The organism is Paraburkholderia nemoris (genome assembly GCF_905221015.1).
Classification (GTDB): Bacteria; Pseudomonadota; Gammaproteobacteria; order Burkholderiales; family Burkholderiaceae; genus Paraburkholderia; species Paraburkholderia nemoris.
Genome location: NZ_CAJNBO010000008.1, coordinates 177,268 through 199,079 on the forward strand (window position 1 = coordinate 177,268; position 21,812 = coordinate 199,079).

Annotated in this window: 19 protein-coding genes; 11 read left to right on the top strand and 8 right to left on the bottom strand. The window is 60.5% G+C overall.

The genetic code is table 11. The features are described from left to right. Window positions 1-55: 55 nt before the first annotated feature. Both KHO33_RS14655 and KHO33_RS14660 read left to right on the top strand, forming a co-directional pair. Complete coding sequence (locus KHO33_RS14655; protein WP_200564885.1) at window positions 56-1,387, top strand: aminotransferase-like domain-containing protein; 1,332 nt, start codon at window positions 56-58, stop codon at window positions 1,385-1,387. A 126-nt stretch (window positions 1,388-1,513) separates the two neighbouring features. Beyond that, a complete protein-coding gene (locus KHO33_RS14660; protein WP_200564886.1) occupies window positions 1,514-2,080 on the top strand; it encodes an isochorismatase family cysteine hydrolase in 567 nt (188 codons plus the stop codon). A gap of 22 nt (window positions 2,081-2,102) precedes the next feature. On the opposite strand, the gene KHO33_RS14665 is transcribed toward KHO33_RS14660, so the two are convergent. The 3 genes from KHO33_RS14665 to KHO33_RS14675 all read right to left on the bottom strand — a co-directional run bounded on the left by KHO33_RS14665 (window position 2,103) and on the right by KHO33_RS14675 (window position 4,791). After that, window positions 2,103-2,591, bottom strand: a complete 489-nt coding sequence (locus tag KHO33_RS14665) for an SRPBCC family protein (RefSeq protein ID WP_054038316.1) — start codon at window positions 2,589-2,591, stop codon at window positions 2,103-2,105. A gap of 1 nt (window position 2,592) precedes the next feature. Beyond that, window positions 2,593-3,714, bottom strand: coding sequence for a sensor histidine kinase (locus tag KHO33_RS14670; RefSeq protein ID WP_093633158.1), 1,122 nt, complete (start codon window positions 3,712-3,714; stop codon window positions 2,593-2,595). Window positions 3,715-3,804: 90 nt separating this feature from the next. Further along, on the bottom strand, window positions 3,805-4,791 hold the full coding sequence (locus KHO33_RS14675) for an alpha/beta fold hydrolase (protein WP_200564887.1): 987 nt from the start codon (window positions 4,789-4,791) through the stop codon (window positions 3,805-3,807). Window positions 4,792-5,000: 209 nt separating this feature from the next. On the opposite strand from KHO33_RS14675, the gene KHO33_RS14680 reads away from it, so the two are divergent. Genes KHO33_RS14680 through KHO33_RS14690 form a run of 3 tightly spaced genes read left to right on the top strand, consistent with a single transcriptional unit; the run spans window position 5,001 to window position 8,726 of the window. Next, the gene (locus KHO33_RS14680; RefSeq protein ID WP_128576551.1) at window positions 5,001-5,372 is read left to right on the top strand and encodes a DUF805 domain-containing protein; all 372 of its coding nucleotides are present in this window, start codon (window positions 5,001-5,003) and stop codon (window positions 5,370-5,372) included. Window positions 5,373-5,379: 7 nt separating this feature from the next. After that, window positions 5,380-7,629 (top strand): FAD-binding protein, encoded by a 2,250-nt coding sequence (locus tag KHO33_RS14685; protein WP_200564888.1) that lies wholly within the window; start codon window positions 5,380-5,382, stop codon window positions 7,627-7,629. Beyond that, a complete protein-coding gene (locus KHO33_RS14690) occupies window positions 7,626-8,726 on the top strand; it encodes a hypothetical protein (RefSeq protein ID WP_234480539.1) in 1,101 nt (366 codons plus the stop codon). Before KHO33_RS14685 ends, KHO33_RS14690 begins: the two co-directional genes overlap by 4 nt. Before the next feature lie 84 nt (window positions 8,727-8,810). Here the strand turns inward: KHO33_RS14690 and KHO33_RS14695 are convergent, their stop codons facing one another. Together KHO33_RS14695 and KHO33_RS14700 are read right to left on the bottom strand one after the other, a co-directional pair. Further along, window positions 8,811-9,284: a VOC family protein gene (locus KHO33_RS14695; protein WP_054038306.1), complete on the bottom strand. Its 474-nt coding sequence runs from the start codon at window positions 9,282-9,284 to the stop codon at window positions 8,811-8,813. A gap of 124 nt (window positions 9,285-9,408) precedes the next feature. After that, window positions 9,409-10,293: a LysR family transcriptional regulator gene (locus KHO33_RS14700; RefSeq protein ID WP_200564980.1), complete on the bottom strand. Its 885-nt coding sequence runs from the start codon at window positions 10,291-10,293 to the stop codon at window positions 9,409-9,411. 78 nt (window positions 10,294-10,371) lie between these two features. On the opposite strand from KHO33_RS14700, the gene KHO33_RS14705 reads away from it, so the two are divergent. Continuing rightward, window positions 10,372-11,673: an aspartate aminotransferase family protein gene (locus KHO33_RS14705; RefSeq protein WP_200564889.1), complete on the top strand. Its 1,302-nt coding sequence runs from the start codon at window positions 10,372-10,374 to the stop codon at window positions 11,671-11,673. 58 nt (window positions 11,674-11,731) lie between these two features. On the opposite strand, the gene KHO33_RS14710 is transcribed toward KHO33_RS14705, so the two are convergent. After that, the gene (locus KHO33_RS14710; protein WP_054038302.1) at window positions 11,732-12,613 is read right to left on the bottom strand and encodes a LysR family transcriptional regulator; all 882 of its coding nucleotides are present in this window, start codon (window positions 12,611-12,613) and stop codon (window positions 11,732-11,734) included. 168 nt (window positions 12,614-12,781) lie between these two features. Between KHO33_RS14710 and KHO33_RS14715 the strand changes: the two genes are divergently transcribed. Together KHO33_RS14715 and KHO33_RS14720 are read left to right on the top strand one after the other, a co-directional pair. Then, window positions 12,782-14,056, top strand: a complete 1,275-nt coding sequence (locus KHO33_RS14715) for an MFS transporter (protein WP_236074675.1) — start codon at window positions 12,782-12,784, stop codon at window positions 14,054-14,056. Between the two features lie 50 nt (window positions 14,057-14,106). Further along, on the top strand, window positions 14,107-15,345 hold the full coding sequence (locus KHO33_RS14720) for a M20 aminoacylase family protein (protein ID WP_407946175.1): 1,239 nt from the start codon (window positions 14,107-14,109) through the stop codon (window positions 15,343-15,345). A gap of 700 nt (window positions 15,346-16,045) precedes the next feature. Here the strand turns inward: KHO33_RS14720 and KHO33_RS14725 are convergent. Further along, the gene (locus tag KHO33_RS14725) at window positions 16,046-17,143 is read right to left on the bottom strand and encodes a lactonase family protein (protein ID WP_200564891.1); all 1,098 of its coding nucleotides are present in this window, start codon (window positions 17,141-17,143) and stop codon (window positions 16,046-16,048) included. A gap of 143 nt (window positions 17,144-17,286) precedes the next feature. Further along, window positions 17,287-18,843, bottom strand: coding sequence for a methyl-accepting chemotaxis protein (locus KHO33_RS14730; protein ID WP_200564892.1), 1,557 nt, complete (start codon window positions 18,841-18,843; stop codon window positions 17,287-17,289). 324 nt (window positions 18,844-19,167) lie between these two features. Here KHO33_RS14730 and KHO33_RS14735 point away from each other — a divergent pair, with 324 nt between their 5' ends. From KHO33_RS14735 to KHO33_RS14745, 3 genes are all read left to right on the top strand, one after another. Then, on the top strand, window positions 19,168-19,776 hold the full coding sequence (locus KHO33_RS14735) for a TetR/AcrR family transcriptional regulator (protein ID WP_200564982.1): 609 nt from the start codon (window positions 19,168-19,170) through the stop codon (window positions 19,774-19,776). 116 nt (window positions 19,777-19,892) lie between these two features. Next, window positions 19,893-20,702 (top strand): oxidoreductase, encoded by an 810-nt coding sequence (locus KHO33_RS14740; protein WP_200564893.1) that lies wholly within the window; start codon window positions 19,893-19,895, stop codon window positions 20,700-20,702. A gap of 62 nt (window positions 20,703-20,764) precedes the next feature. After that, window positions 20,765-21,766, top strand: a complete 1,002-nt coding sequence (locus tag KHO33_RS14745) for an NADP-dependent oxidoreductase (protein ID WP_200564983.1) — start codon at window positions 20,765-20,767, stop codon at window positions 21,764-21,766. Window positions 21,767-21,812 lie beyond the last annotated feature (46 nt).

The window sequence follows — 21,812 nt, forward strand, 5'->3', positions numbered from 1 at the left end:
CATCGTAGAACCGATAATCAATACATTCAAATAATTGTCATGGATACGCTCTGGCATGCCTCAGCCCCGTTACAAGCAACTGGTCGACCGTCTCGCGGCCGATATCCGCGCGGGGCGGCTGCGTCCCGGCACGCGGCTGCCAACGCACCGCGATCTCGCGGCTCGAGAAGGACTGGCGCTGGTCACGGCCACGCGCGTCTACGCCGAGCTGCAAGCGATGGGCCTGGTAAGCGGCGAAACCGGTCGCGGCACGTTCGTCAAGGAGGCGCTCCCGCGCGGTCAAGGTATTGATCTGCAAGCCTGGAGCGCTGACACAGTGGATCTGAGTTTCAACAATCCCTCGTTGCCGGATCAGGGAGACCTTCTGCGCGCGGCGTTGCGCCAGCTCGCCGCCGCAGGCGACCTGGAGGCGCTGCTTCGATACCAGCCTCATGGCGGGCGAGAGCACGAGCGGGCGACCGTGGCGCGCCACCTGACCAGCCGGGGACTGGCGGTACCGGCTGAAACCATATTGCTCGTGAGCGGCGCGCAGCATGGGCTGACAACAATCGCCATGGCCCTGCTCGAGCCCGGCGACGTGGTAGCCGTAGATGCCTTGACGTACCCGGGATTCAAGCTCGCCGCCGAGGTCAACCGGCTGGAACTCGCCCCCATTCCTGCGGCCGGGAACGGCCCGGATCTCGACGCATTGGCGGCACTATGCAAGCGACGGCGAGTACGCGCCGTGTACGCGATGCCGACGCTCCATAACCCGCTCGGCTGGGTGATGAGCGCAACGCGGCGTCGCGAGCTGGTCGCCATCGCCCGGCAGCATGGACTGATGCTCGTCGAGGACGCGGCCTACGCGTTCCTGGCGGAAGGCGCCCCGCCGCCTTTGGCAGCGCTTGCTCCGGAGACGACAGTCTATGTGTCGAGCTTATCGAAGAGTGTTGCGACCGGGCTGCGCGTCGGCTTCGTCTGTGCCCCGCGCGAATGGGTTCCGAGGCTCGAACGAGCCATCCGGGCAACGACCTGGAACACCCCGGCGACCATGACGGCCATTGCCTGCGGCTGGATCGAGGACGGCACCGTGGCCAGGCTTGAAGCCGACAAACGGAGGGATGCCGCACGGCGCCAGAGCATTGCCGCTGAAGTCCTGCGCGGGCTGAAACGGATCAGCCATCCCGCGTCGTACTTCGTCTGGCTTCCTCTGCCGCAGGAGGTTCGGGCAGACGCGATCGCGATGGCGTTGATGCGCGAACACATTTCCGTGTCGACGGCCCATCCGTTCGCGACGTCAGCGCATGTGCCTCATGCCATCCGGTTGGCTCTCGGCTCCGTCAGCCTGTCCACGTTAAAGCAGTCACTGGAGACGGTAGCTCGTGTCGTTGCCGACCAGACCTACTGATGCACGGATGCGGCGGTGCAATCCGACAGACAGGAGTCGCTGGTCAAAGAGCTTAATGATCGATATAAAGGAGAACGTGTAAATGGAGGCAGTAGCATTGAGAACGGCTAATAGGCGGCGTCAATCATGAATCCAGAAATCGTGCCGGCGCAAACCGCGCTTGTCGTCATGCATTATCAGACTGACATTCTCGGGCTCTTTCCATCGGTTGCGCCGGTCTTGCTCGCCAATACGCGCAAGCTATGCGACGCGGCGCGGGCCAAAGGCGTCCGTGTCTGTTTCGCCAATCTCCGCTTCAGTCCGGGCTATCCGGAGGTCAGCCCATTGAACAAGAATGGGCAGGGAATCAAGCAACTCGGCTTGTTCGTCGACGACCGGCCCTCGCCGGAGTTAGGCCAGCAGGCGAGTGAACCCGTCATCATCGCGCATCGCGCCAGCGTGTTCTTCGGCACCGGTCTGCAGGCACGACTTCTCGCACAAGGTGTCGATACGCTGATTATGGTCGGCATTGCATCGACTGGTGTCGTGCTCTCGTCGGTCGCGTATGCGAGCGACGCGGACTTCCGCCTGTACACGGTCAAGGATTGCTGTTACGACCCGGATCAGGTGGTACATGAACACCTGTTCTCTACCGCATTCGATTCGCGCACCACGGTGCTGTCGCTTGCGGATGCGTTGGTTCTGCTCGCCTAGACGTTCGACGTCCGCGCCGGTTTCATTCGTGCTCGATGCCAAGCAGCCGCGCGTCCAGCCGACGCGCTAACGCCGCGCCGCCTTCGCGCATCACTGCATCGTGATTCCATTGGAAAACCGGTCGCAACAGCGGCGCCAATGCATTCATCCATGCGCGAGTGGTACGCACGCACCAGTCGTAGCGGACCACGGTCAGGTTGCGTCCGTCGGTTGAAAAGCTCCACCGGCCGGCGCCTTCGACGTCGCCACTGGCCTCCCCCTCCAGCGCGACCAACGGCTCGACGCGCGTCACCCGCATATCGAACACGAGGCGATAGGGCAGCCGGCCTTTCCACGTGTAGCGTTGTACGACGCCCACGCCCTGATCGGAACCGGCCTCCAGCTGGTCCACGCGCTCAACGTTATTCCACCACTCGGGCCAGCGCGCCGAATCATGGATTGCCGCCCAAACTTCCTGCACCGGCGCATCGATGCGCCAAATGGTGGAAAAGCGGTATTCGGCCGTTCGCAAGTTATTGAAGACGCGGCAGGCGCACAGCGAACGCGGTTTCTGCCTCGTCGGAGCGCGCCTCGATCTCGCCGCCATGGGCCTTGGCAATCTCGCGCGCGATATACAGTCCGAGCCCCAGGTTGCCGTCGGCGTTATATGAGTCTTCATGATGCAGGCCGCGCTGGAGCGGGTCGAAGATCCGATGCAGCGTCGTTTCATCGATGACAGGTCCCCGGTTCCTCACCTCGAAACGTACGTTCCGCTCTTCGCCTATCACGACCACTCGCACGGGCGCGTCCGGCGCGCCGTATTTGATTGCATTCAACACAAGGTTGCCGAGCAACTGCTGCAGACGGCGGCCGTCCCAAACACCCCGGCAGTCCCCTTCCACTTCCAGATCGATCTGACGGTCCGGGTGCGCTGCCCGCAACGTGTCGAGTTCGTCGGCAAGCAGTTTCTCCAGGTCGGCATCAGTCGGCGCGATATTGATCCCTAAACCCAGCCTGGTTCGATTGAAATCAAGCATATCGTTCAGAAGCGCCTGCATGCGGGCGCCGCTTCTGATCAAACGGGATGCCGCTACGGATACCTGCTCCCCGGCGTTCAATGCCGCCAGATATTGGGCCGTCATCAGGATGGTCTGAAGTGGGCTGCGCATATCGTGCCCGAGCATGCCAAGCAAAAGATTGCGAGCCTGATCGACTTGCGCGCTGAAATACCCGACCGATTCGGCAAGCGCCTGATCGATGGCCTCGTTGAACCGGATCACATCATCCGGATGTGGCGCTTCGGGCTGACACTCGTCCATCCAGAGGCGCAGGACGCTCGCGCGCAAGGCCCGGTACTCTGCCGCCAACTGGTTAATGTCGAACCCGCCTCGCGCCCGCAGAAGGGCGTGCGTCTGCGCACCTGTCTCTGGCGCGCCGATCAGTATGGGAGCCCGCCCCATCGACTTTTCGGCTTGCGCTTCCCGGGTCTGGGCCGTCGACAGATCTTTCGCGACGGCTTGCAGAATCTGTTGCGCGTGGTCTCGCAGGGCGAGCGATTTCATGTCCACGGCTGCCGGCAACAGAGTAGCGGCGAACGTCTCCCATTGCACCAGAATCGTTTCCATGTCGCGCAGGATGAAGTCAGCCAATCGCATGTTTGCCCTCAAAGAAGCCGAAAGAGACAGTATGGCGCATCCGCTGAGCTTATATTACGCACAAGTAGCTGCTTTGACGCTATTGGCCCCCTAAACGCCCGGCAGGCGGACGAGGAAGCCCTCAAGCGCCCGATTGAACGCTCCATTGTCCTCGACATGAGGTATATGCCCAATTCCCGGCAACACGTTCATGCGTGCGTCGGGCAACAGTCGTGACAGGCGTAATCCGTCGCTAAGCGGCGTTACGCCATCGGTCCTCCCCCAGATCACCTCGACCGGCATGCTCAGCGACGCGTAGTCCGGAGAGCGACTGCTTCTACTGAGCCCCGGATCATTGACGAATGCATCCAGCCAGTAGCCATATGCCTGCGTTGTTCCCACCACAGAAAGCGGTCGCTGATAGACGGCAATCCGGTCGGCAGTCAGCGCGTCATGACGTGAGGTGAATTTCCGCAGAAACCACCCGGTGAGCCACGGATTGGTCGCCGTCGCGGCGATCACGGGCCGCGCCACGGCAGGTACCTCAATCAGGCTGCCGAGCAAGCCACGTTCGGCTGGCGGCGGATCGATAGAGAGCGCAACGTCCACCAGTACCGCCGCTTTAAATCGGCTGGGTTCGGCCATCAATGCTTCGACAGTAGCGCGCCCGCCGAACGAATGACCCACGAGAATCACCCGCGAAAGCTTCAGCGTGTCGAGCATCCCGAGTATGCGCAAGGCCTGGTGGCCTGTGTCGTACGTGTTGTCCGCGGGCCGGCTGGTGTACCCAAACGGCGGCAGATCCACCGCGATGCAGTGATAGCCGGCCTGAGCGAGATAGTCCATGGTCGGAAGCCATGTCGAGCTCCAGGCGCCCACGCCTGAAATGAAAACGATCGGCTGTCCGCTAGCAGGGCCGCGCTCCTGTATCAGCATGTCCACGTCCGTCGCCCGTACGAAGCGCGATCCGGCCGGCGCCGCGCTCCGCGCGATGTCCCGCTCGCGGCTGTGCGCGATCAGATCCGCGCCGCCTAATACGGCAAGCAGCGCGATGATCGGCACAGCGACCAGTGCGACCGCGACTTTATAAAGTTTCATGGCGTTCTACGCATTCTTTTTATGCTTGATGGGTTCGGCGGCACACTTATTCTGGCCGATGATTATGTACAGTTATGCTCAGCCAATTTTCTCAAGATTGAGATCGACCGATAATATCAAGTCCGCTTAAACTTGCGCACCGACGCTTGAAACATTTTGATGGCTTCAGGAATCACCAATTGACTTCCGGGAATAGGCAAAAATAAAAAATGCTATTAACCACCCTCGCCCCCGCTTTCTTTTTGAGCCGCGGTCGTATTACCCGCAGCGAATGGCTGACCCGGATCATCATTGCCGCATTCGTATGCGCCGCCTTCGGCAGCCTTGCCGGCTCCTGGTTTGGCGAGATCGGCGCGGCCGTCTTCGCGATCGCTTTTCTCTGGAGCGCGGTTGCGCTCTCCACCCAGCGCCTCCACGACACCGGACGGTGCGGATGGGCGTTGCTGACCGCCATCGTTCCGGTGTTCGGGCCGATCTGGGTGTTGATCCACGTATTGCGCCGCGGCGTCGATCATGAGAACCGCTTTGGCCCCGATCCGGCAACTCGCGCGGATTACCTCAAAGTCAACATCGGGGAGTGAGGCAGACATGGCAACGGTCAACGACGTCACTCAGCTAAACCGGATTCCCGTATTTTCAATCGCTACACCCACCTCCACGCTGGAAGTCGTCGAGGCGCTCACCCAGACCAATCTGCCGGTGTCGGTAGGCGGCGGCCACTTCAGCATGGGCGGACACACCGCGAGTCCTGGCACCCTGCATCTGGATATGCGCAAGATGAACCGTGTGCTCCGGTTCGAGCCGCACACGTCGGTGATTCGCGTACAGGCCGGTATCCGCTGGTGCGATATCCAGCGGTTTATCGATCCGCACGGTCTGTCGGTCAAAATCATGCAGACCTATGCGAACTTCACGGTGGGCGGCGCGCTGTCGGTGAACGCCCACGGACGATACATGGGCTTGGGGCCGGTCGTGCTCTCAGTACGGGCGATTACGCTCGTGCTCGCCAACGGCGAAGTAGTTAACGCCACCCCCACCGAGAACAGCATGTTGTTCAACGCGGCGATCGGCGGATATGGCGGCGTAGGCATCATCACGGAAGCGGAGCTTGACCTTGTGCCCAATACGCGGGTCAAGCGCAGCGACCGCAAGATGCGCACTGCCGATTACAAAGCATGGTTCGATACAACCGTGCGCAGCCATCAAGATGTGATTTTCCACAATTTCGATCTCTATCCGCCGCGCTATACGCGCGGCCGGGCGATCAGCTGGACGGTCACCGATGAGCCGGCTACGTCGGCGCGATTGCAGCCGCTCAGTCGCGGTTTTCTTGCTGCGAAATACTTTCTTTGGGCAATCACTGAAACGCCGCTCGGCAAGTTTCGTCGCGAGTATCTGTACGACCCGCTGCTGCATTTTGGCAAGAAGGTGCACTGGCGCAATTACGAAGCCGGTTACGACGTCGCGGAACTCGAGCCAGTCGGGCGACGCCAGCGCACGTATGTGTTGCAGGAGTACTTTGTGCCCGTAGACGCCGTCACGCGATTTGCCGAGGCGTTGTCGGTGATTCTCTCGCGGCATCGGGTGAACGCGGTCAACATTTCGATCCGCCATGCGCTCGCCGACAACCGCACCGTCATGGCGTGGGCGCACGGCGAGACGTTTGCCTTCGTGCTCTACTACAAGCAGCGTACTCGTGAAAATGCCAAAGAACGCGTTGCAGTATGGACGCGCGAACTGATCGACGCCGTGCTCGCCGTGGGTGGCACCTACTATCTGCCCTACCAGTTGCACGCAACGCGCGAGCAGTTCCATCGTGCGTATCCGCGGGCGCGCGAGATGTTTGCGCTCAAGCGGGAGCTCGATCCGCAATATCGCCTGCGTGGTGCGCTGTGGGATCGCTACTATGCTCCGGAGCGAAGCGCGCTCGACGCGACGGCTGAAGTGACGCCTGCCGTTACGGCGGCACAAGAGGACAGCAACAGCAACGGCACCCTGTTCGCCACGATCTATCGTAACGAGCGCGAAGCTGATCGTTTCTATGCATTCCTGCAGAACATTTTCAACGTGCTGCCCGAGGACCGTCTGCACACGTTGATCAAGACGTCGACAACCGAACACACGGGCGACGAGCGCATCTATCGCGCGATCCAGGCGGGTCTCAAACCGATCACGCCGCGCCTCGCGATGCTCACGCATGCGCTGCCGTCCCTATCGATGCAAAAGGCCGAAATGGGCCGGCAGGCCGCCTTGCTGCTGGGCGATTCGCCGCTGCAGGACTATGTCGAGATTGGCACGACAGGGCGCTACGTTCGGGCCATGAAGAAGTATCTGCGGCTCAAAGGCAAGGTGACCCTGGTTCATGACGTGCGGCCGGGAATGAGCCCGGTCGATATTGTCGAGCGTGGGCAGATCGGCTCGATCGGCGAGTTCCAGCCGCTGAACGACTACGCGCCCATCGCGCTGCCTGCCGCTAGCGCGGACCTGGTGAGTTGCTTTGTCGGCTTGCACCACATGGCGCCGGTGAAGCTCGCGCCGTTTCTCGACTCGATCGCGCGAATCGTCCGTCCCGGTGGCTATTTCGTGGTCCGCGATCACGACGTCACGACGCCGACTATGGATGCATTCGTTTCACTTGCCCATACGGTTTTCAACGCGGGCCTCGGAGAAACGTGGGAAACCAATCGGTCGGAGTTGCGTCATTTCGCCAGCGTGGACGACTGGATCGCGCGCGTCGAAGCCGCAGGTTTTCGCCATACCGGCATGCGCCTGACCCAGCAAGGCGATCCGTCGGACAACATCCTGATGGCGTTCGTGCGTCATGGAGAGGCGGCATGATGCGGCCGTTGCGCAAGGCGCTTCTTATCATCGCCACCACGATGGTGATCGGGGGCGCGCTCACATTCGCGATGCCGGCCGCGCATGCCGCTGCGTCCTCCGCGACGTCTGAGACACAGGGCGTCTCATACCAAAGCCCCGTGCCGGTGGCGGACCGCCGCGGCACCGAGCAGACGCTGCTGACTTTTCCGGAGTGGTATCTCGTGCACAGCCCGGCAGAGTACGCGCGAATCGTGCAACACGAACCATCGCACGACTTTCCGTTTCTGGATCAGATCGGCCAGCTCTGGTCGAGTTACGCGACCGTCACGCGTGAGCAGATGCACGACAACTATCCGCTCAATCCCGGTTACCACGTGATGATCTGGGTGATCGCATCGAGCACGACCGTGGAGTATGCCCTGCGCTCCCTCTACGAAAATACCGTGGGTCGCGCGAGCTGGCTGCTCGGCGGGAAGAAGCTCACCGACGAAGACCGCTATGGCGCAGAGGCGGCTCAGGAGTACGTGGACTTCATCCGTCAGGAGCCCTGGTACCTGTTCGATTTCGGCACCCGCCTTCGCCATCTCTGGAGCGATGTCCCATTGTGGGGACCGGATCTCGTGCGCAAATGGGAACGCCGCTACGCGTTGACCACCGAATACGCGATCAAGGCTGTGTACGGAAAACTGATCGAGAAGGCGACGCGTGCCACCTACACACCGGCCCTGATGACGACCGACGTGGTCGTCGACCGCCTGCCCGATGGGTGGTCGGCACCGGATCACGTCAGCGTGCTTGCCCGTCTGCCGGACGGTCGGGCATTACTTGCGTTGCCGCGCTATTTCGACTTCAGACTGGCGGCGACAGCGCTCGCGCAACAGGGCATTCATCTCACCGACATCGCCGGCAACACGTCGGTCATTCTGGTCACGGTGTGGGCGAAAGACGACGCCCCGTTGCCCGCCGGCAGCGGCCGCGTATTGTTCGAACAGCCGCTGACCATGCCGGCTCATACCCGGCGCGTCGCGTTGTTGATGCCGGTTCGCGATCTGTCCGATTTTCTGGCGGCAACCGGGAAAAACGGCCTGGTAACGGAGCACGTGTACGACTATTGAAGAGGCAGAGGGTGCGGAGCGGCGGCGGGAAGCGGGCAAGCCTGACCGGCGCTCCATGGCGCACACGATGCAAGGGACCTTCTGTTAATCCGTCGCACCCAGGTAAGCGGCTTTCAGCGCGGCCACTTCGAACTTCACCATTTTCATCATCGCCTGAGCGACACGCCCTGCCTTTACCGGATCGGGGTCAGCCATCATCCTGATGAGTTCGCCTGGAACGATCTGCCACGAGACGCCGAAGCGGTCTTTCAGCCAACCGCACGCCTCGGGCGAACCACCGCCCTCGAGAAACGCATTCCAGTAGCGGTCAACTTCTGCCTGATCGGCACAGTCGACCATAAGGGATATCGCGTGGTTGAACGGGTCGCCCCCGCCAGACGTCATGGCAATGAAGGGTTGCCCAAAGAGAACAAATTCGACCATCTTCGTGGAACCGGCGGCCGGTACCGGTGTAACCCGATTGACGCGCGAGTCCGGAAAAATACTCGCATAGAAAGCAGCGGCCTCCTCAGCCTGATCGGAATACCAAAGAAAAGGCGTGATCTTTTGAATCGTCATGGCAAATCTCCTGTCAGTGGTGGCTGAATGCGGAGCTAAGCCGCATGCTGCCATTGAGACGACGAAGGAAGGCTATCAAAATCGACATGCCAGGAAGAAAAATTTCACTTTTTACCCGCTGCGCTCACAGCAACGGCAGCGTCAGCCTGATGTGCTCCGCGAATACCGTAATCAGATGGGCGGGACGCTCCCGCTCGAACTTCAGCGTTATGCCAACAGTGGGCAGGGACGGAAGCGCCGGATCCCCATTGAGTATGCAGAGATCCGGGGGAACTGCCGTCTGTGTGATAACGGCAACGGCCTGCCCCGAGCGGACCAGGGCCGTCAGACCGGCAAGACTGCTGCTCGCATAGGCGATGCGGTAAGCCCTGCCCGCGCGTTGCAGCGCTTCGCAGGCCGCCACATGGTCGAGCGTGTCGGGATCGGAAACCGCCAGCGGCAAGGGGTCGAAGTGCGCGGAATCCAGTCCCGGATAGCCAACCCACACCAGCGGTTCGCGGCGAATGATGTCGTCATTCGCCGCGTCGTCCGGCAGCGAGATCATCGCAAGGTCCAGCGCATGCATCTCCAGTTGTTCGAGCAATCGTGGGGTCGGGGCGCACATGACCTCCACCAGGGCATGCGGGTGCTGGCTCGAGAACTGGCGCAGCAAATGCGGCAGGAAAACGGCGGCGTAGTCGTCCGGACAGCCGAAGCGGATCGTCCCCGACAGCCCTTTGCCGGACAGATCGGCCATCGCCTCGTCATGCAGGCGCAGGATGCGTTGGGCGTGGATCAACAGGCGTTCGCCGGGATTGGTCAACACTACCCCTCGCCCCGTGCGCTGGAATAGCGGCTGATCGACGATTTCTTCGAGGCGCTTCATCTGCTGACTCAGCGCCGACTGGGTCCGGCCGATCCGGTTGGCCGCGCGGCTGAGCGCCCGGACTTCGGCAATGACGATAAACGAACGCAGCAGATCAATTTCCAGGGAAAGACTCAAGGTATAAGCCCCGCTTCTATCTTCGATAAGAACTATTCGATTCTATGAAAGCAGAGAGCCATCTAGACTGCAAGTTATTCTCGCCACCGACCCAGGAGAAGCAAGGTGTCCCTGAACAACGACGCAAATTTCTGGCGCAACGCCAGGCAGCACCTCATCCGCTACGGCGGCACCTTCGAGCCGATGATTATCGAGCGCGCCCAGGGCAGCTTCGTCTATGACGCGGACGGCCGCGCGATTCTGGATTTCACTTCGGGGCAGATGAGCGCGGTGCTTGGGCACAGCCATCCGGAGATCGTGTCGGTTATCAACGAATATGCCGGCAAGCTCGATCATCTTTTCAGCGGGATGCTGTCGCGGCCGGTGGTCGATCTGGCGACCCGGCTGGCCGAAATTACGCCTGACGGGCTCGACCGGGCGCTATTACTCAGTACGGGCGCGGAGTCGAACGAGGCCGCCATTCGCATGGCGAAGCTCGTCACCGGTAAATATGAAATCGTCGGCTTTGCGCAGTCCTGGCACGGCATGACGGGGAACGCGGCATCCGCGACTTACAGCGCCGGTCGCAAGGGCGTCGGTCCGGCAGCCGTCGGTTCCTATGCGATCCCCGCGCCGTTCCCATACCGGCCGCGTTTCGAGCGCAATGGCGAATACGATTACCTGGCGGAGCTGGACTACGCCTTCGATCTCATCGATCGTCAGTCCAGTGGCAATCTCGCCGCCTTCATCGCGGAACCGATCCTCAGTTCCGGCGGCATCATCGAACTGCCGGTCGGCTACATGGCCGCACTAAAGCGCAAATGCGAGGAGCGCGGCATGCTGCTGATCCTCGATGAAGCGCAAACGGGCGTCGGGCGTACGGGCACGATGTTCGCCTGTCAGCGCGACGGCGTCACGCCCGACATTCTCACCTTGTCGAAGACGCTGGGCGCAGGTCTGCCGCTCGCGGCCGTCGTGACCTCCGCACAGATCGAGGAGCGGGCCCATGAATTGGGTTACCTGTTCTATACGACCCATGTGTCCGATCCGCTTCCCGCCGCCGTCGGTTTGCGGGTGCTGGATGTGGTGGAGCGCGAGGGGCTGGTTGCGCGTGCGAACGTAATGGGCGAGCGACTCAGGCGCGGCCTGCTCGATTTGATGGAACGCTTCGAGTGCATCGGCGACATTCGTGGACGAGGGCTGCTTCTGGGGATGGAGATCGTCAAGGACCGCCGCACGAAGGAGCCGGCGGATGGGCTCGGCGCGAAGATCACCCGAGAGTGCATGAACCTGGGGCTCAGTATGAATATCGTGCAGTTGCCCGGTATGGGCGGTGTGTTCCGGATTGCGCCTCCGTTGACTGTGCTCGAGAGTGAGATCGACCTGGGTTTGGATCTGCTTGGGCAGGCGATCGAGCGCTCGCTGTAATCGCTTCGGTGTTCATAACAAACGGCCGGAAACGACATGTAATGCTCACACTTTCAAGTCACCCTGCCACAACCTTGATGAACTCTTCCAGCACAGGATTGACCGTGTCGGTTCGCCAGACAAACTCGACTGGATAAGATAGGGTTAGGTCCGCATGATCCATCAGAACCACCTGATTCGGGCAACTATATATGGACGCCTCAGGAACGATCGCGTACCCCATGCCCGCTGCCACCAGGCCGAGTATCGTCGATACGTCGCCACCGATAGGCACGATATGCGGCGAAAACCCGGCAAGCTGGCATTGATGAATCAGAAAATCGTAGTACGCCGGCGCCACTTCCCTTGCGAACCACATGCATGGCTCGTCCTTGAGGTCGGCTAACCGTTCCGGTATGGCGGGCGCAGACCCGTCGCCAGGGCGCGGCATCGCGAGCTTGAGACGGCAGTCGAACAGATGACACGCGGAGAAAGTCGGATCGCGCGGGTCGCGCCACGCGAGAAATCCGCCGTCGAGGCTGCCATCCGAAATCCGCGCCAACTGCTTCGCTGCCAGCGCCGGTTCGAGCATGATCGTGACATCGGGATGAGTGATCTTGAAGTCACGAACCGGCTTCAGCGTCGCGGGATGCCAACTGTAGTTCGGCGCGAGTCCGATTCTCAACGCACCCGATTGGCCTCTCGCAATGCGCACGAATAAGTCGCGCGCCGCTTCCACATCGTTCAGTACACGTCTCGCGTCGATGGCAAACTGCGCGCCCGGAGTGGTCAGCAGCACGCCCTTGGCGTTGCGATGAAACAGGTCGCTGCCCAGTTCCTCTTCGAGATCGCGGATCTGCCGACTCAATGCCGGCTGAACAATGTGGAGTCGTCGCGCGGCCTCCGCTACGCTGCCGCAATCCGCTACGGCAAGAAAATATCGAAGGTGTCGGAGTTCCATGTCTTATCGGGTTGGGCATGCCTATGCTTCAAAAGTATAGCTGCCATTTTTGAAGAGTATGCGTGCCGCGGCACGCCTCGCGCTTAGTGTACTGACACGCATAACTACACGTGAGCAGACAAAATGGCGAGTGTGAAAGCGGTCGGTCATCGACCGGACAGAGTGGCGGTGCCCAGCCGACGCGCGGTTGCAGCGGCATCGGTGGGTAATGTTCTTGAGATTTACGATTTCATTGCCTATGGCATTTTCGCGGTGCCCATATCCAGGACGTTTTTCCCCGCCAGTTCCGACTTCGCCGCGCTGATCCTGACGTTCATCACCTTCGCGGTGGGCTTCCTCGTGCGGCCAGTGGGCGCGCTCGTACTAGGCCGATACGCGGACCGCGCGGGTCGCAAGAAGGCTTTGAGCCTCACGCTGCTGCTCATGGCTGCCGGTACCGTTGTGCCAGCCGTGTGCCCGTCGTTCGCGAGCATCGGCATTGCCGCGCCGCTTGTCATCGTGCTTGGCAGATTGATCCAGGGCTTTTCGGCGGGCGGCGAGATCGGCGGCACGGTAGCGATGCTGGTCGAGAACGCGCCACCGTCGCGTAAGGGGCTGTTCGGCTCCTTCCAGCAAATGTCTCAAGGCGGCGGCACGCTGATCGCCGGATTCGTCGGACTGGCGCTAACGAGCCTCTTTACCCAGGAGCAGATCTTCGGCGGCGCATGGCGTCTGGCGTTCGCCTTCGGCTTGTTGATCGGTCCGGTCGGCTGGTACATCCGGCGCTCTGTCGATGAAACACCGGTCTTCGAGCAATCTCAGCGTTTGCCGCGCCGAGCCCTGTGGACGCAATTGGTCGAATACCGGAGCCAGGTGGCAACCGGTGTGGCAATCATGGTGTTCTGGACGATCGCCACCTACGTTTCGAATTACTTCACGACCTACGCTGTTCGCGAGGTTCATCTAAGCCTCTTTGACAGTTATGTCGGACAGGTCAGCTATGGCATTGCAATGATGACGATGTGTCCCATCATCGGTCATCTGTCGGACCGGATCGGCACCCGTACACCCATGCTGATCGGTGCCGCGCTCACTGCAATCGCCGCCTATCCGCTGTTCGTGCTGCTTTTCCATTACCCAGGACTCGCTACGCTCGTAGCGGTGCAGGTCACCATCGCGATCCTGCTTGCCTGCTACGCCGCTTGTGCATCGAGCGTGCTCGGTGAGGTCTTCCCGACGGAATTTCGCGCAACCGGCGTCGGTTTTGCTTATGCAATCGGCGTGACGGTGTTTGGCGGCTTTACGCCGGTCGCGGTGACTACGCTGATCGGTTTCACCGGCGATCGCCTTGTGATCGGGTACTACCTCGCGGCAGCGGCGTTGATCAGCTGCGTGCCGGTGCTGTTTATGAGCAAAGGCAAAGGCAACCCGGAACCGGACACCGCCCAGGCCCAGCTCGAGTAATTGCATCGCCCAGTCGCATGCCCTAAAAACAGATCTCATCAAAACTGAAAATGATTTACGACGAATCGATTATCGCCTTTGAACCCGAACTGATCCGTATCCGGCGACATCTCCATGCGAATCCCGAGCTCCGTTTCGAAGAACAGTGGACGTCCGACTATGTCGCCGGTCTTCTTGACGACTGGGGAATACCGGTCGTTCGAGGGATCGGCGGGCATGGACTTGTCGGTGTTCTGCGTCACGGAAAGAGCGAGCGCTCCGTTGGTTTGCGCGCTGACATGGATGCGCTGCCGATGCACGAAGCGAACACCTTCGCGCACGCGTCGCGTTATGCGGGCAAGATGCACGCGTGTGGCCACGATGGACATACCGCCATGCTGCTCGGCGCGGCGCGCTATCTTTCCCAGCATCGACAGTTCGACGGCACCGTAAACTTCATCTTTCAGCCCGCAGAGGAAGGCGGTGGCGGCGCGCGTCTGATGATCGAGGACGGCCTGTTCAACCGATGCCCAATGGACGCCGTGTTTGGCGTTCACAACTGGCCGGGCATGCCAGCGGGCAATTTCGGCATCCGTCCGGGTGCGTTGATGGCGTCGAGCAACACGTTCGAAGTGCGCATAAACGGACGCGGCTCGCATGCCGGGCAGCCACATCGTAGTGCGGATCCTGTCATGGTCGCTGTCCAGATCGCGCAAGCCTGGCAGACGATCGTGTCGCGCAACGTCGATCCAAACGAGTCGGCTGTGTTGTCAGTCACGCAAATTCACGCCGGTAGCGCAGTGAACGTCATCCCTGAGCAGGCTATGCTCAACGGCACCGTACGCAGTTTCAGCGCCGATGTGCTCGACATGATAGAAAGCCGCATGCGCACAGTGGCGGAAGGTATCGCCGCTGCATTCGATATCGAGCTCACGTTCAATTTCACGCGCATCTACCCGGCGCTTGTCAATCACGCGGCGGAAACCGCGCTCGCTGGCAACATCATGCGCGACCTGGTAGGCGCCGCGAGCGTGGACGAAAACGTGGAACGCACCATGACGTCGGAAGACTTCGCGTTCTATCTGCTGCACAAACCTGGCGCCTATGCGTTCATCGGTAACGGCGACGGCTCGGCGCGCTTGCCCGGACAAGCGAGCGGCCTCTGCCAGTTGCACAGTGCGAGCTATGACTTCAACGACGCGCTGCTGCCTCTTGGCACGTCGTACTGGGTCGCGCTTGCGCACGCCTATCTCGGCCATCCGGGCGCAAAGGCAAAAGCAGGCTCAGCGGAAAATGAACTGTCGGCTTGACCCAACACACATGTGTTGACACGCGTTCCAATTGCAAAGAAACTTGACCCCATGCTGACGCTAAACCTCTTCTCCTTCGCATTTCAAAGCCACATGGCAGTCCGTTCGGGCATGCCATCGGAGGCCAACGCGCGTTAGATAAGCAGGAACGCAGCTCAAAGGCCTCGCCGACAATACGGTTGAGGCCTTTTTTGTTTGTGGCGTCTCCGTGATCGGCATCACCAGCGGAGATGAACATGGACGAAAGAAGCCCAAAGTTGGCCCCATCCGGCTCGCCTGCAACCAACGATTGCAGCAAAGACCGCGTGGCAAGTACTGCGATCTACCCAACCCGGGGCCCTACGTCGACAACGCGTTGGGAAACGGCCGGCGAATGGCACGATAGCGGATGCGATGCACGTATTCGCTTCGCCCGGATGTTGTACCCGTACGAGTACTGGAATCTTCCGATGCAGGAAGGCCACTTCGGCCGGCCAGTCATTTCGATGATTTCAGAGGATGACCCACCGACAACGACCGGGCCACCCCTCCTCGGCATTCTTGCGACTGTGAGTCGTTTGTGGCGGCTGGTAATCCACAAGGCGCAGGCTACCGGGAGAGCCACATCTGCGCTCTTCGGCAAGCGGTCGCAGGATTGACTAACGCGTTGACGATCCGCGCGACAGTGCCGCACTGTCGCGCGGAACCTCATCCGCAAAGCTCAATTGCCGTTTGTTCCCTCGAACTCAACGATCTCGATCCAGTTCGCGCCCTTACCTACGGGGTACTGACCGATCAAAGCCAGTGCGCCGGAGTCGCGGTCGATGCGGTAAGCGCTCAGGTTTGACGACAGTTGGCCGACTGCAAGCAGATACTTGCCCGACGGATCGATATTGAATCCGCGCGGCTGCTTCTCTGTCTGGTACGTGCCGATGCGTGTCAATTCACCCGATTTCGCGCTCACCCGATAGACAGCCAGCGTGTTGGACGTGCGTTCAGAGGCGTACAGGAAACGTCCGTCTGGTGTGACGTGCACATCCGCACCCCACGGCTTGTCGCCGGAAAAATTGGGCGGCAGGATGGAAACAGTCTGAACGGGTTTGACTTTGTCACGCGTGCTATCGAAGGCGAGCACATGCAGTTTGCCGTCGAGCTCATCGATCAGATAGACAAAGCGATGATCCGGCGAGAACACAAAGTGACGCGGCCCCGACTTCGGAGGCAACGAATAGGCGGGCGCAGCGTCTTCGGTCAGCTGACCGTTCGAAGCATCGAATTTCAGGCGCAACCACGCATCCGAGCCGAGCACCGATGCGAAGACATAACGATTGTCGGGCGCATTGCGGATGGCGTGAGCCATTGGGCCGGTTTTGACGGTTTGCTGGACTTCACCCGCCACGCCATTTGCGGCGATACGGTTCACCGCCAGAAGGTTTCCGCCATACGATGCGGAAAAGAGGTAGCGTCCGCTCGCATCCGTCGATACGTAGGCCATGCTATCCGCAAGCGGCGCCCTGCCAAGCTCGATCAGCCGGCCGTCGAGCGGATTGATCGCGAAGCTCACCACGCTATACGGCTTGGAGCGCAACGCGGCATAGAGCCGGAGATGGTCGGGCGAAAGCGCCATCGGCATGACGGTGCCCCCAACCGGCACGGTCTCGACTGCGGCGAGTGAGCCGCTCGATTTGTCGAGGCTGAAGACAGAGATGTCCTGGCTGTCTGCATTCGATACGTAGGCATACGTAGCAGCCTGCGATGCGCCCGATCCCAAAGCACCCGCAAACAAAACTGCTGCGACCAGGGTGGCCCTAACGCTCATCGTGACACTCCGTTGAAATGGTTGAATATGAACATCCAGCATCGGCCGCCTCAGTCTTTTCGAAAGAATTTCGGCGGCCGGTGGCAGCGCATTGCCGCCCCGGCAAGTGCGCGACCGATGCTTCTACTGGATATGGATGCGGGTCAAGCCCGATTGAGGCGGAATGCGGAAACCGCATCCGTCATCGCCTGCGCCTGCTGCTCAAGTGCGCTCGCGGCGGCGGCGGCCTCCTCGACTAGCGCGGCGTTCTGCTGCGTTACCCGGTCCATCTGGCTGACGGCCTGTCCGACCTGCTCGATGCCGGAACTCTGTTCAACTGTCGCCGAGGTAATCTCGGCCATGATGGTGGCGACGCCTTGCACCGCGCCAACAATCTCACCCATGGTCTGCCCGGCCTGAACAACAAGTTCATTGCCATCACGGATATCGTTGACGGATGCGGCGATGAGCGTTTTGATCTCCTGTGCCGCGGCAGCGCTACGCTGCGCGAGCGTGCGCACCTCGCCGGCGACAACGGCAAAGCCGCGGCCCTGCTCCCCTGCCCGCGCGGATTCGACCGCCGCATTCAAGGCCAGGATGTTGGTCTGAAATGCGATGCTGTTGATCATGCCCGTGATCTCGGCAATCTTGTTCGAACTGGCCGTGATCGCTGTCATTGTTTGCACTGCCTGCTGCACGACGTTGCCGCCGCGCTGTGCGACGTCCGCCGCGTTGGCGGCGAGCTTGCTTGCCTGGCGGGCATGGTCCGCGTTCTGTTTGACGGTCGACGTCAGCTCTTCCATGCTGGCCGCCGTTTCTTCGAGCGATGCAGACTGCTGCTCGGTTCTACTCGACAAATCGAGGTTGCCGGCAGCGATCTCACGCGCACCGCCGTGGATGGCTTCACAGTTCACGCGCACATTCGAAACAGTCTTCGCCAGGCCCGTCTGCATCTGCGACATCGCAGTAAACAACTGTCCCAACTCGCTCCTGCCCCCTTCCGGAATCGATACGGTCAGGTCGCTTCCCGCGATACGGTTGAGCAACTCAGAGGCAATTTGCAGCGGACGGACCACGATCTTGCGCAAAGCGAAATGAGCGGCGACGATCAATGCAAGGGCCAGTGCCACCCCCGCCGCCACCATCGTGACGACCCACGTGTATTCGCGATCGCCTTGCGCGGCGGAATCCTGGGCAAGTGCTTCGGCGAGCTTCTGGAACTTCTCGACGTTGGCCGAATAGGCGACGCCGGCCAGCGTGATGTCTTTGTCGTTGATCGATACGTAGGCATTCGTGTCGCCCCGCTGCAAGGCGTCGAACGCAGCATGCAGAATCGTGGCCAAAGCATTGGACGAATCGAAAAGTTTTTGCTTCAGCTCGTCGTCCTGGCCCGCAAATTTATCGGCATCACGAAACATCTTTGTTTCGCGGTCCGCACGCTCCAACGTCGTGGCGGCACTTTTGAGCGCCGAGTCGCGGGTCGCTTCGTCATTGCGCTCTTTCAATGCGGAATACGCACGCGTCAGCGCCGCGCGGGTGCGTGTGGAGTCTTTATAGGCATCGTTGACCAGCACTTCCTGGCTGGCGATATCGTGCAGACGCCGAGCGTTGTCGTTGGAACGGCCAAGTGCCAGCACCCCCACCACGCCGCCGATCAGAATCATGCCCGCGAAAAGCACGAGGACGGCAAGGAGACTGTGTCTTATTGTGAGATTACGCATGCCTACCGATCCAGTTAACCATTGTTCGTTTGTTTACGACATAAACAACGCAGAACCTGAGCCGTCGATCTCGCAAGATTGCCTTACAGACCGCTGCGCGGCGTGGCGTCGTGCAGATCCATTTCGAGATACGTCATCATACAAGATGAATTGACCCTTTGGCGAAGTTCTTCGACACGTATTTACCCGGATTTTCCTAAATCGCTTAATTTCATTATCTTTCAGCTCGATAGCGGCCGAGGTCCTATTTATAAGACGTCATATGTCCATAAGGCTTCCCACGGCTACCGGTATCGCAGACAGCAAATTGCGTCGAAATGTTATATGATGGTCATCATGAAAACGCCATCAATCAATCGGAAGACTGCCAGCCGCAAAGAAATCACGCACGAGCGCATCGTCGAAGTTGCCGCGCGCGCGATCCGGCGCAGCGGGTACGACGGCACAGGCGTGGCCGACATCATGAAGGAGGCCGGCCTGACGCATGGTGGCTTCTATGCCCACTTCCCATCGCGCGAGGTGCTGCTTGCCGAAGCGGCCGACCGCGCCGGTGCTGAAGCCGTAGCCCTGTCGGAACATATCGCCGCCTCCGTACCGCCAGAGGATGCGTTGCCGTCGATGGTGCGCGCCTATCTGTCGAAGGAGCATTGCGAAGACATAGAGAATGGCTGCCCGGTCTCCGCCCTTGGTTCCGAGATGCCGCGCCAGGCGCCGGTCGTGCGGCGCGCAGCCACCCGCCGCATCAAGGAGATGATCGATGTCATTGCGCGCCAGTTGCCCGATTGGGGTCAGCCGGGCGCGCACGAGCAGGCGCTTGTCACGGCGGCCACCATGGTTGGCACTCTGGTGCTGGCGCGCGCCGTCGACGACCCGAAGCTGTCGGAAGATTTTCTTGAAGCCGCATTGAAAAAACTCGCGCCTACTGACGCGTAAATCCACCGGCCCGGTGCCGGTTTTTGTTGGGTCGGAAATATGATGAACGTCATATTTTAGTAAGACAAACACTCAAGCAAGCACCTGAAGACATCCCTCAACATCGGAAGGACATCATGGAAACTGGAATAGCGCTCGTGACGGGCGCCTCGTCAGGAATCGGCGAAGCCACCGCCAAGCGGCTCGCGAAGGCTGGATACAAGGTCTACGGCACCAGCCGGCACGGCGCACAAGCGGACCAACGGACGTTCGGGATGCTGCCACTGGACGTGACTAGCGATGAGTCCGTCGACGCTGCCGTCAAGGAAGTACTGCGTCTGCACGGCCGCATCGACCTGCTGGTGAACAACGCTGGTTTCGGCGTGGCCCCTGCCGCTGCAGAAGAGAGTTCGCTTGACCAGGCTCGTGCGATCTTCGATACGAACTTCTTCGGGATCGTCCGCATGACGCGTGCCGTCGTGCCCCATATGCGGCAGCAAGGCAGCGGCCGCATCATCAACATTGGTTCGGTGCTGGGTTTCTTGCCCATGCCCTATATGGCGCTGTATTCCGCCACCAAGCATGCAGTCGCAGGCTATTCGGAATCGCTCGATCATGAGTTGCGCACGATGGGCATCCGGGTCTCCGTTATTGAGCCCGCCTACATCAAGACGCCTTTCGACGCGAACTTCATGGAGCCTGACGTTCCGCTCGACGACTACCTCGAGATACGCACGGCCATCGCGAGGCGAGTGAAAGAGGTCGTCGAGAACGCTGACGGCCCGGAGGTCGTAGCCGAGACCGTACTGCAGGCCGCTATCGCGGCTCGGCCGAAACTTCGCTATACAGCCGGCGGACTCGCCGCCCGTCTGCGATTGCTGCGCAGGTTTGCGCCCGCCAGCCTTGTGGATGCCGGTATTCGCAAGGACCTGCGGCTTCAAACTTAACGGCATCCCCGCTACGGCCCGCGAAGCACCCTGACTCAACGAGAAACGCACAAGGAAACATGATGAAAGCTTTTGTTGTCGATCGATACGGACGCAAGAATGACTTGCGAGCCGGCGAAATGCCGGTCCCGGAGCCGCGTGAGCACGACGTATTGATCCAGATCCACGCCGCGGGCGTGAATCCGCTCGATGCCAAAATCAGGGACGGCGAGTTCAAGCTCATTCTGCCCTATCGTTTGCCGCTGATTCTGGGCAACGACCTGGCCGGGGTGGTCGTCCGCGTTGGATCGCGTGTTCGGCAATTCAAGCCAGGCGATGAGGTCTATGCCCGACCGCATAAAGATCGCATTGGCACTTTCGCGGAATTCATTGCCGTCAAAGAAGACGGCGTGGCGTTGAAGCCCAAATCACTCGCCATGGAAGAAGCAGCCTCGATTCCGCTAGTGGGCTTGACCGCGTGGCAGGCGCTAATCGAAAAAGGACACCTCAAGAAAGGGCAGAAAGTGCTGATCCACGCAGGCTCCGGCGGCGTCGGCACATTTGCCATTCAACTGGCGAAACATGTGGGCGCAACTGTCGCAACGACAACGAGCGCGCGCAATGCCGAACTGGTGAAGCAACTCGGTGCGGATATCGTCATCGATTACAAAAAAGACGACTTTGCTGACATCCTCAAAGGCTACGATCTCGTGCTCGACACGCAGGGCGGCGATACGCTCAAGAAGTCACTGCGCGTGCTCAAACCGGGTGGCAAACTCATCGGAATCGCGGGACCGCCCGATCCCGACTTTGCCAAAGAGATGGGCGCTTCGTGGTTCCTGAAAACGGTGATGCGTCTTTTGAGCTATCGCATCCGGAAAACGGCAAAACGTCATGACGTCAGCTATTCATTTGTGTTCATGCGCGCCAGCGGAGACCAGCTGAGCCGGATCGCTGCACTGATCGATGCGGGATCCATACGGCCGGTGATCGATCGGATCTTCCCGTTTGCGGCCACCAATGAGGCCTTGGCTTACGTCGAAACCGGGCGTGTAAAGGGTAAGGTTGTCATCAAGATCCAATAGAAGTCTTGGACCGGCCGCGGGCCATTGCCCGCGAGATGCTGGATAG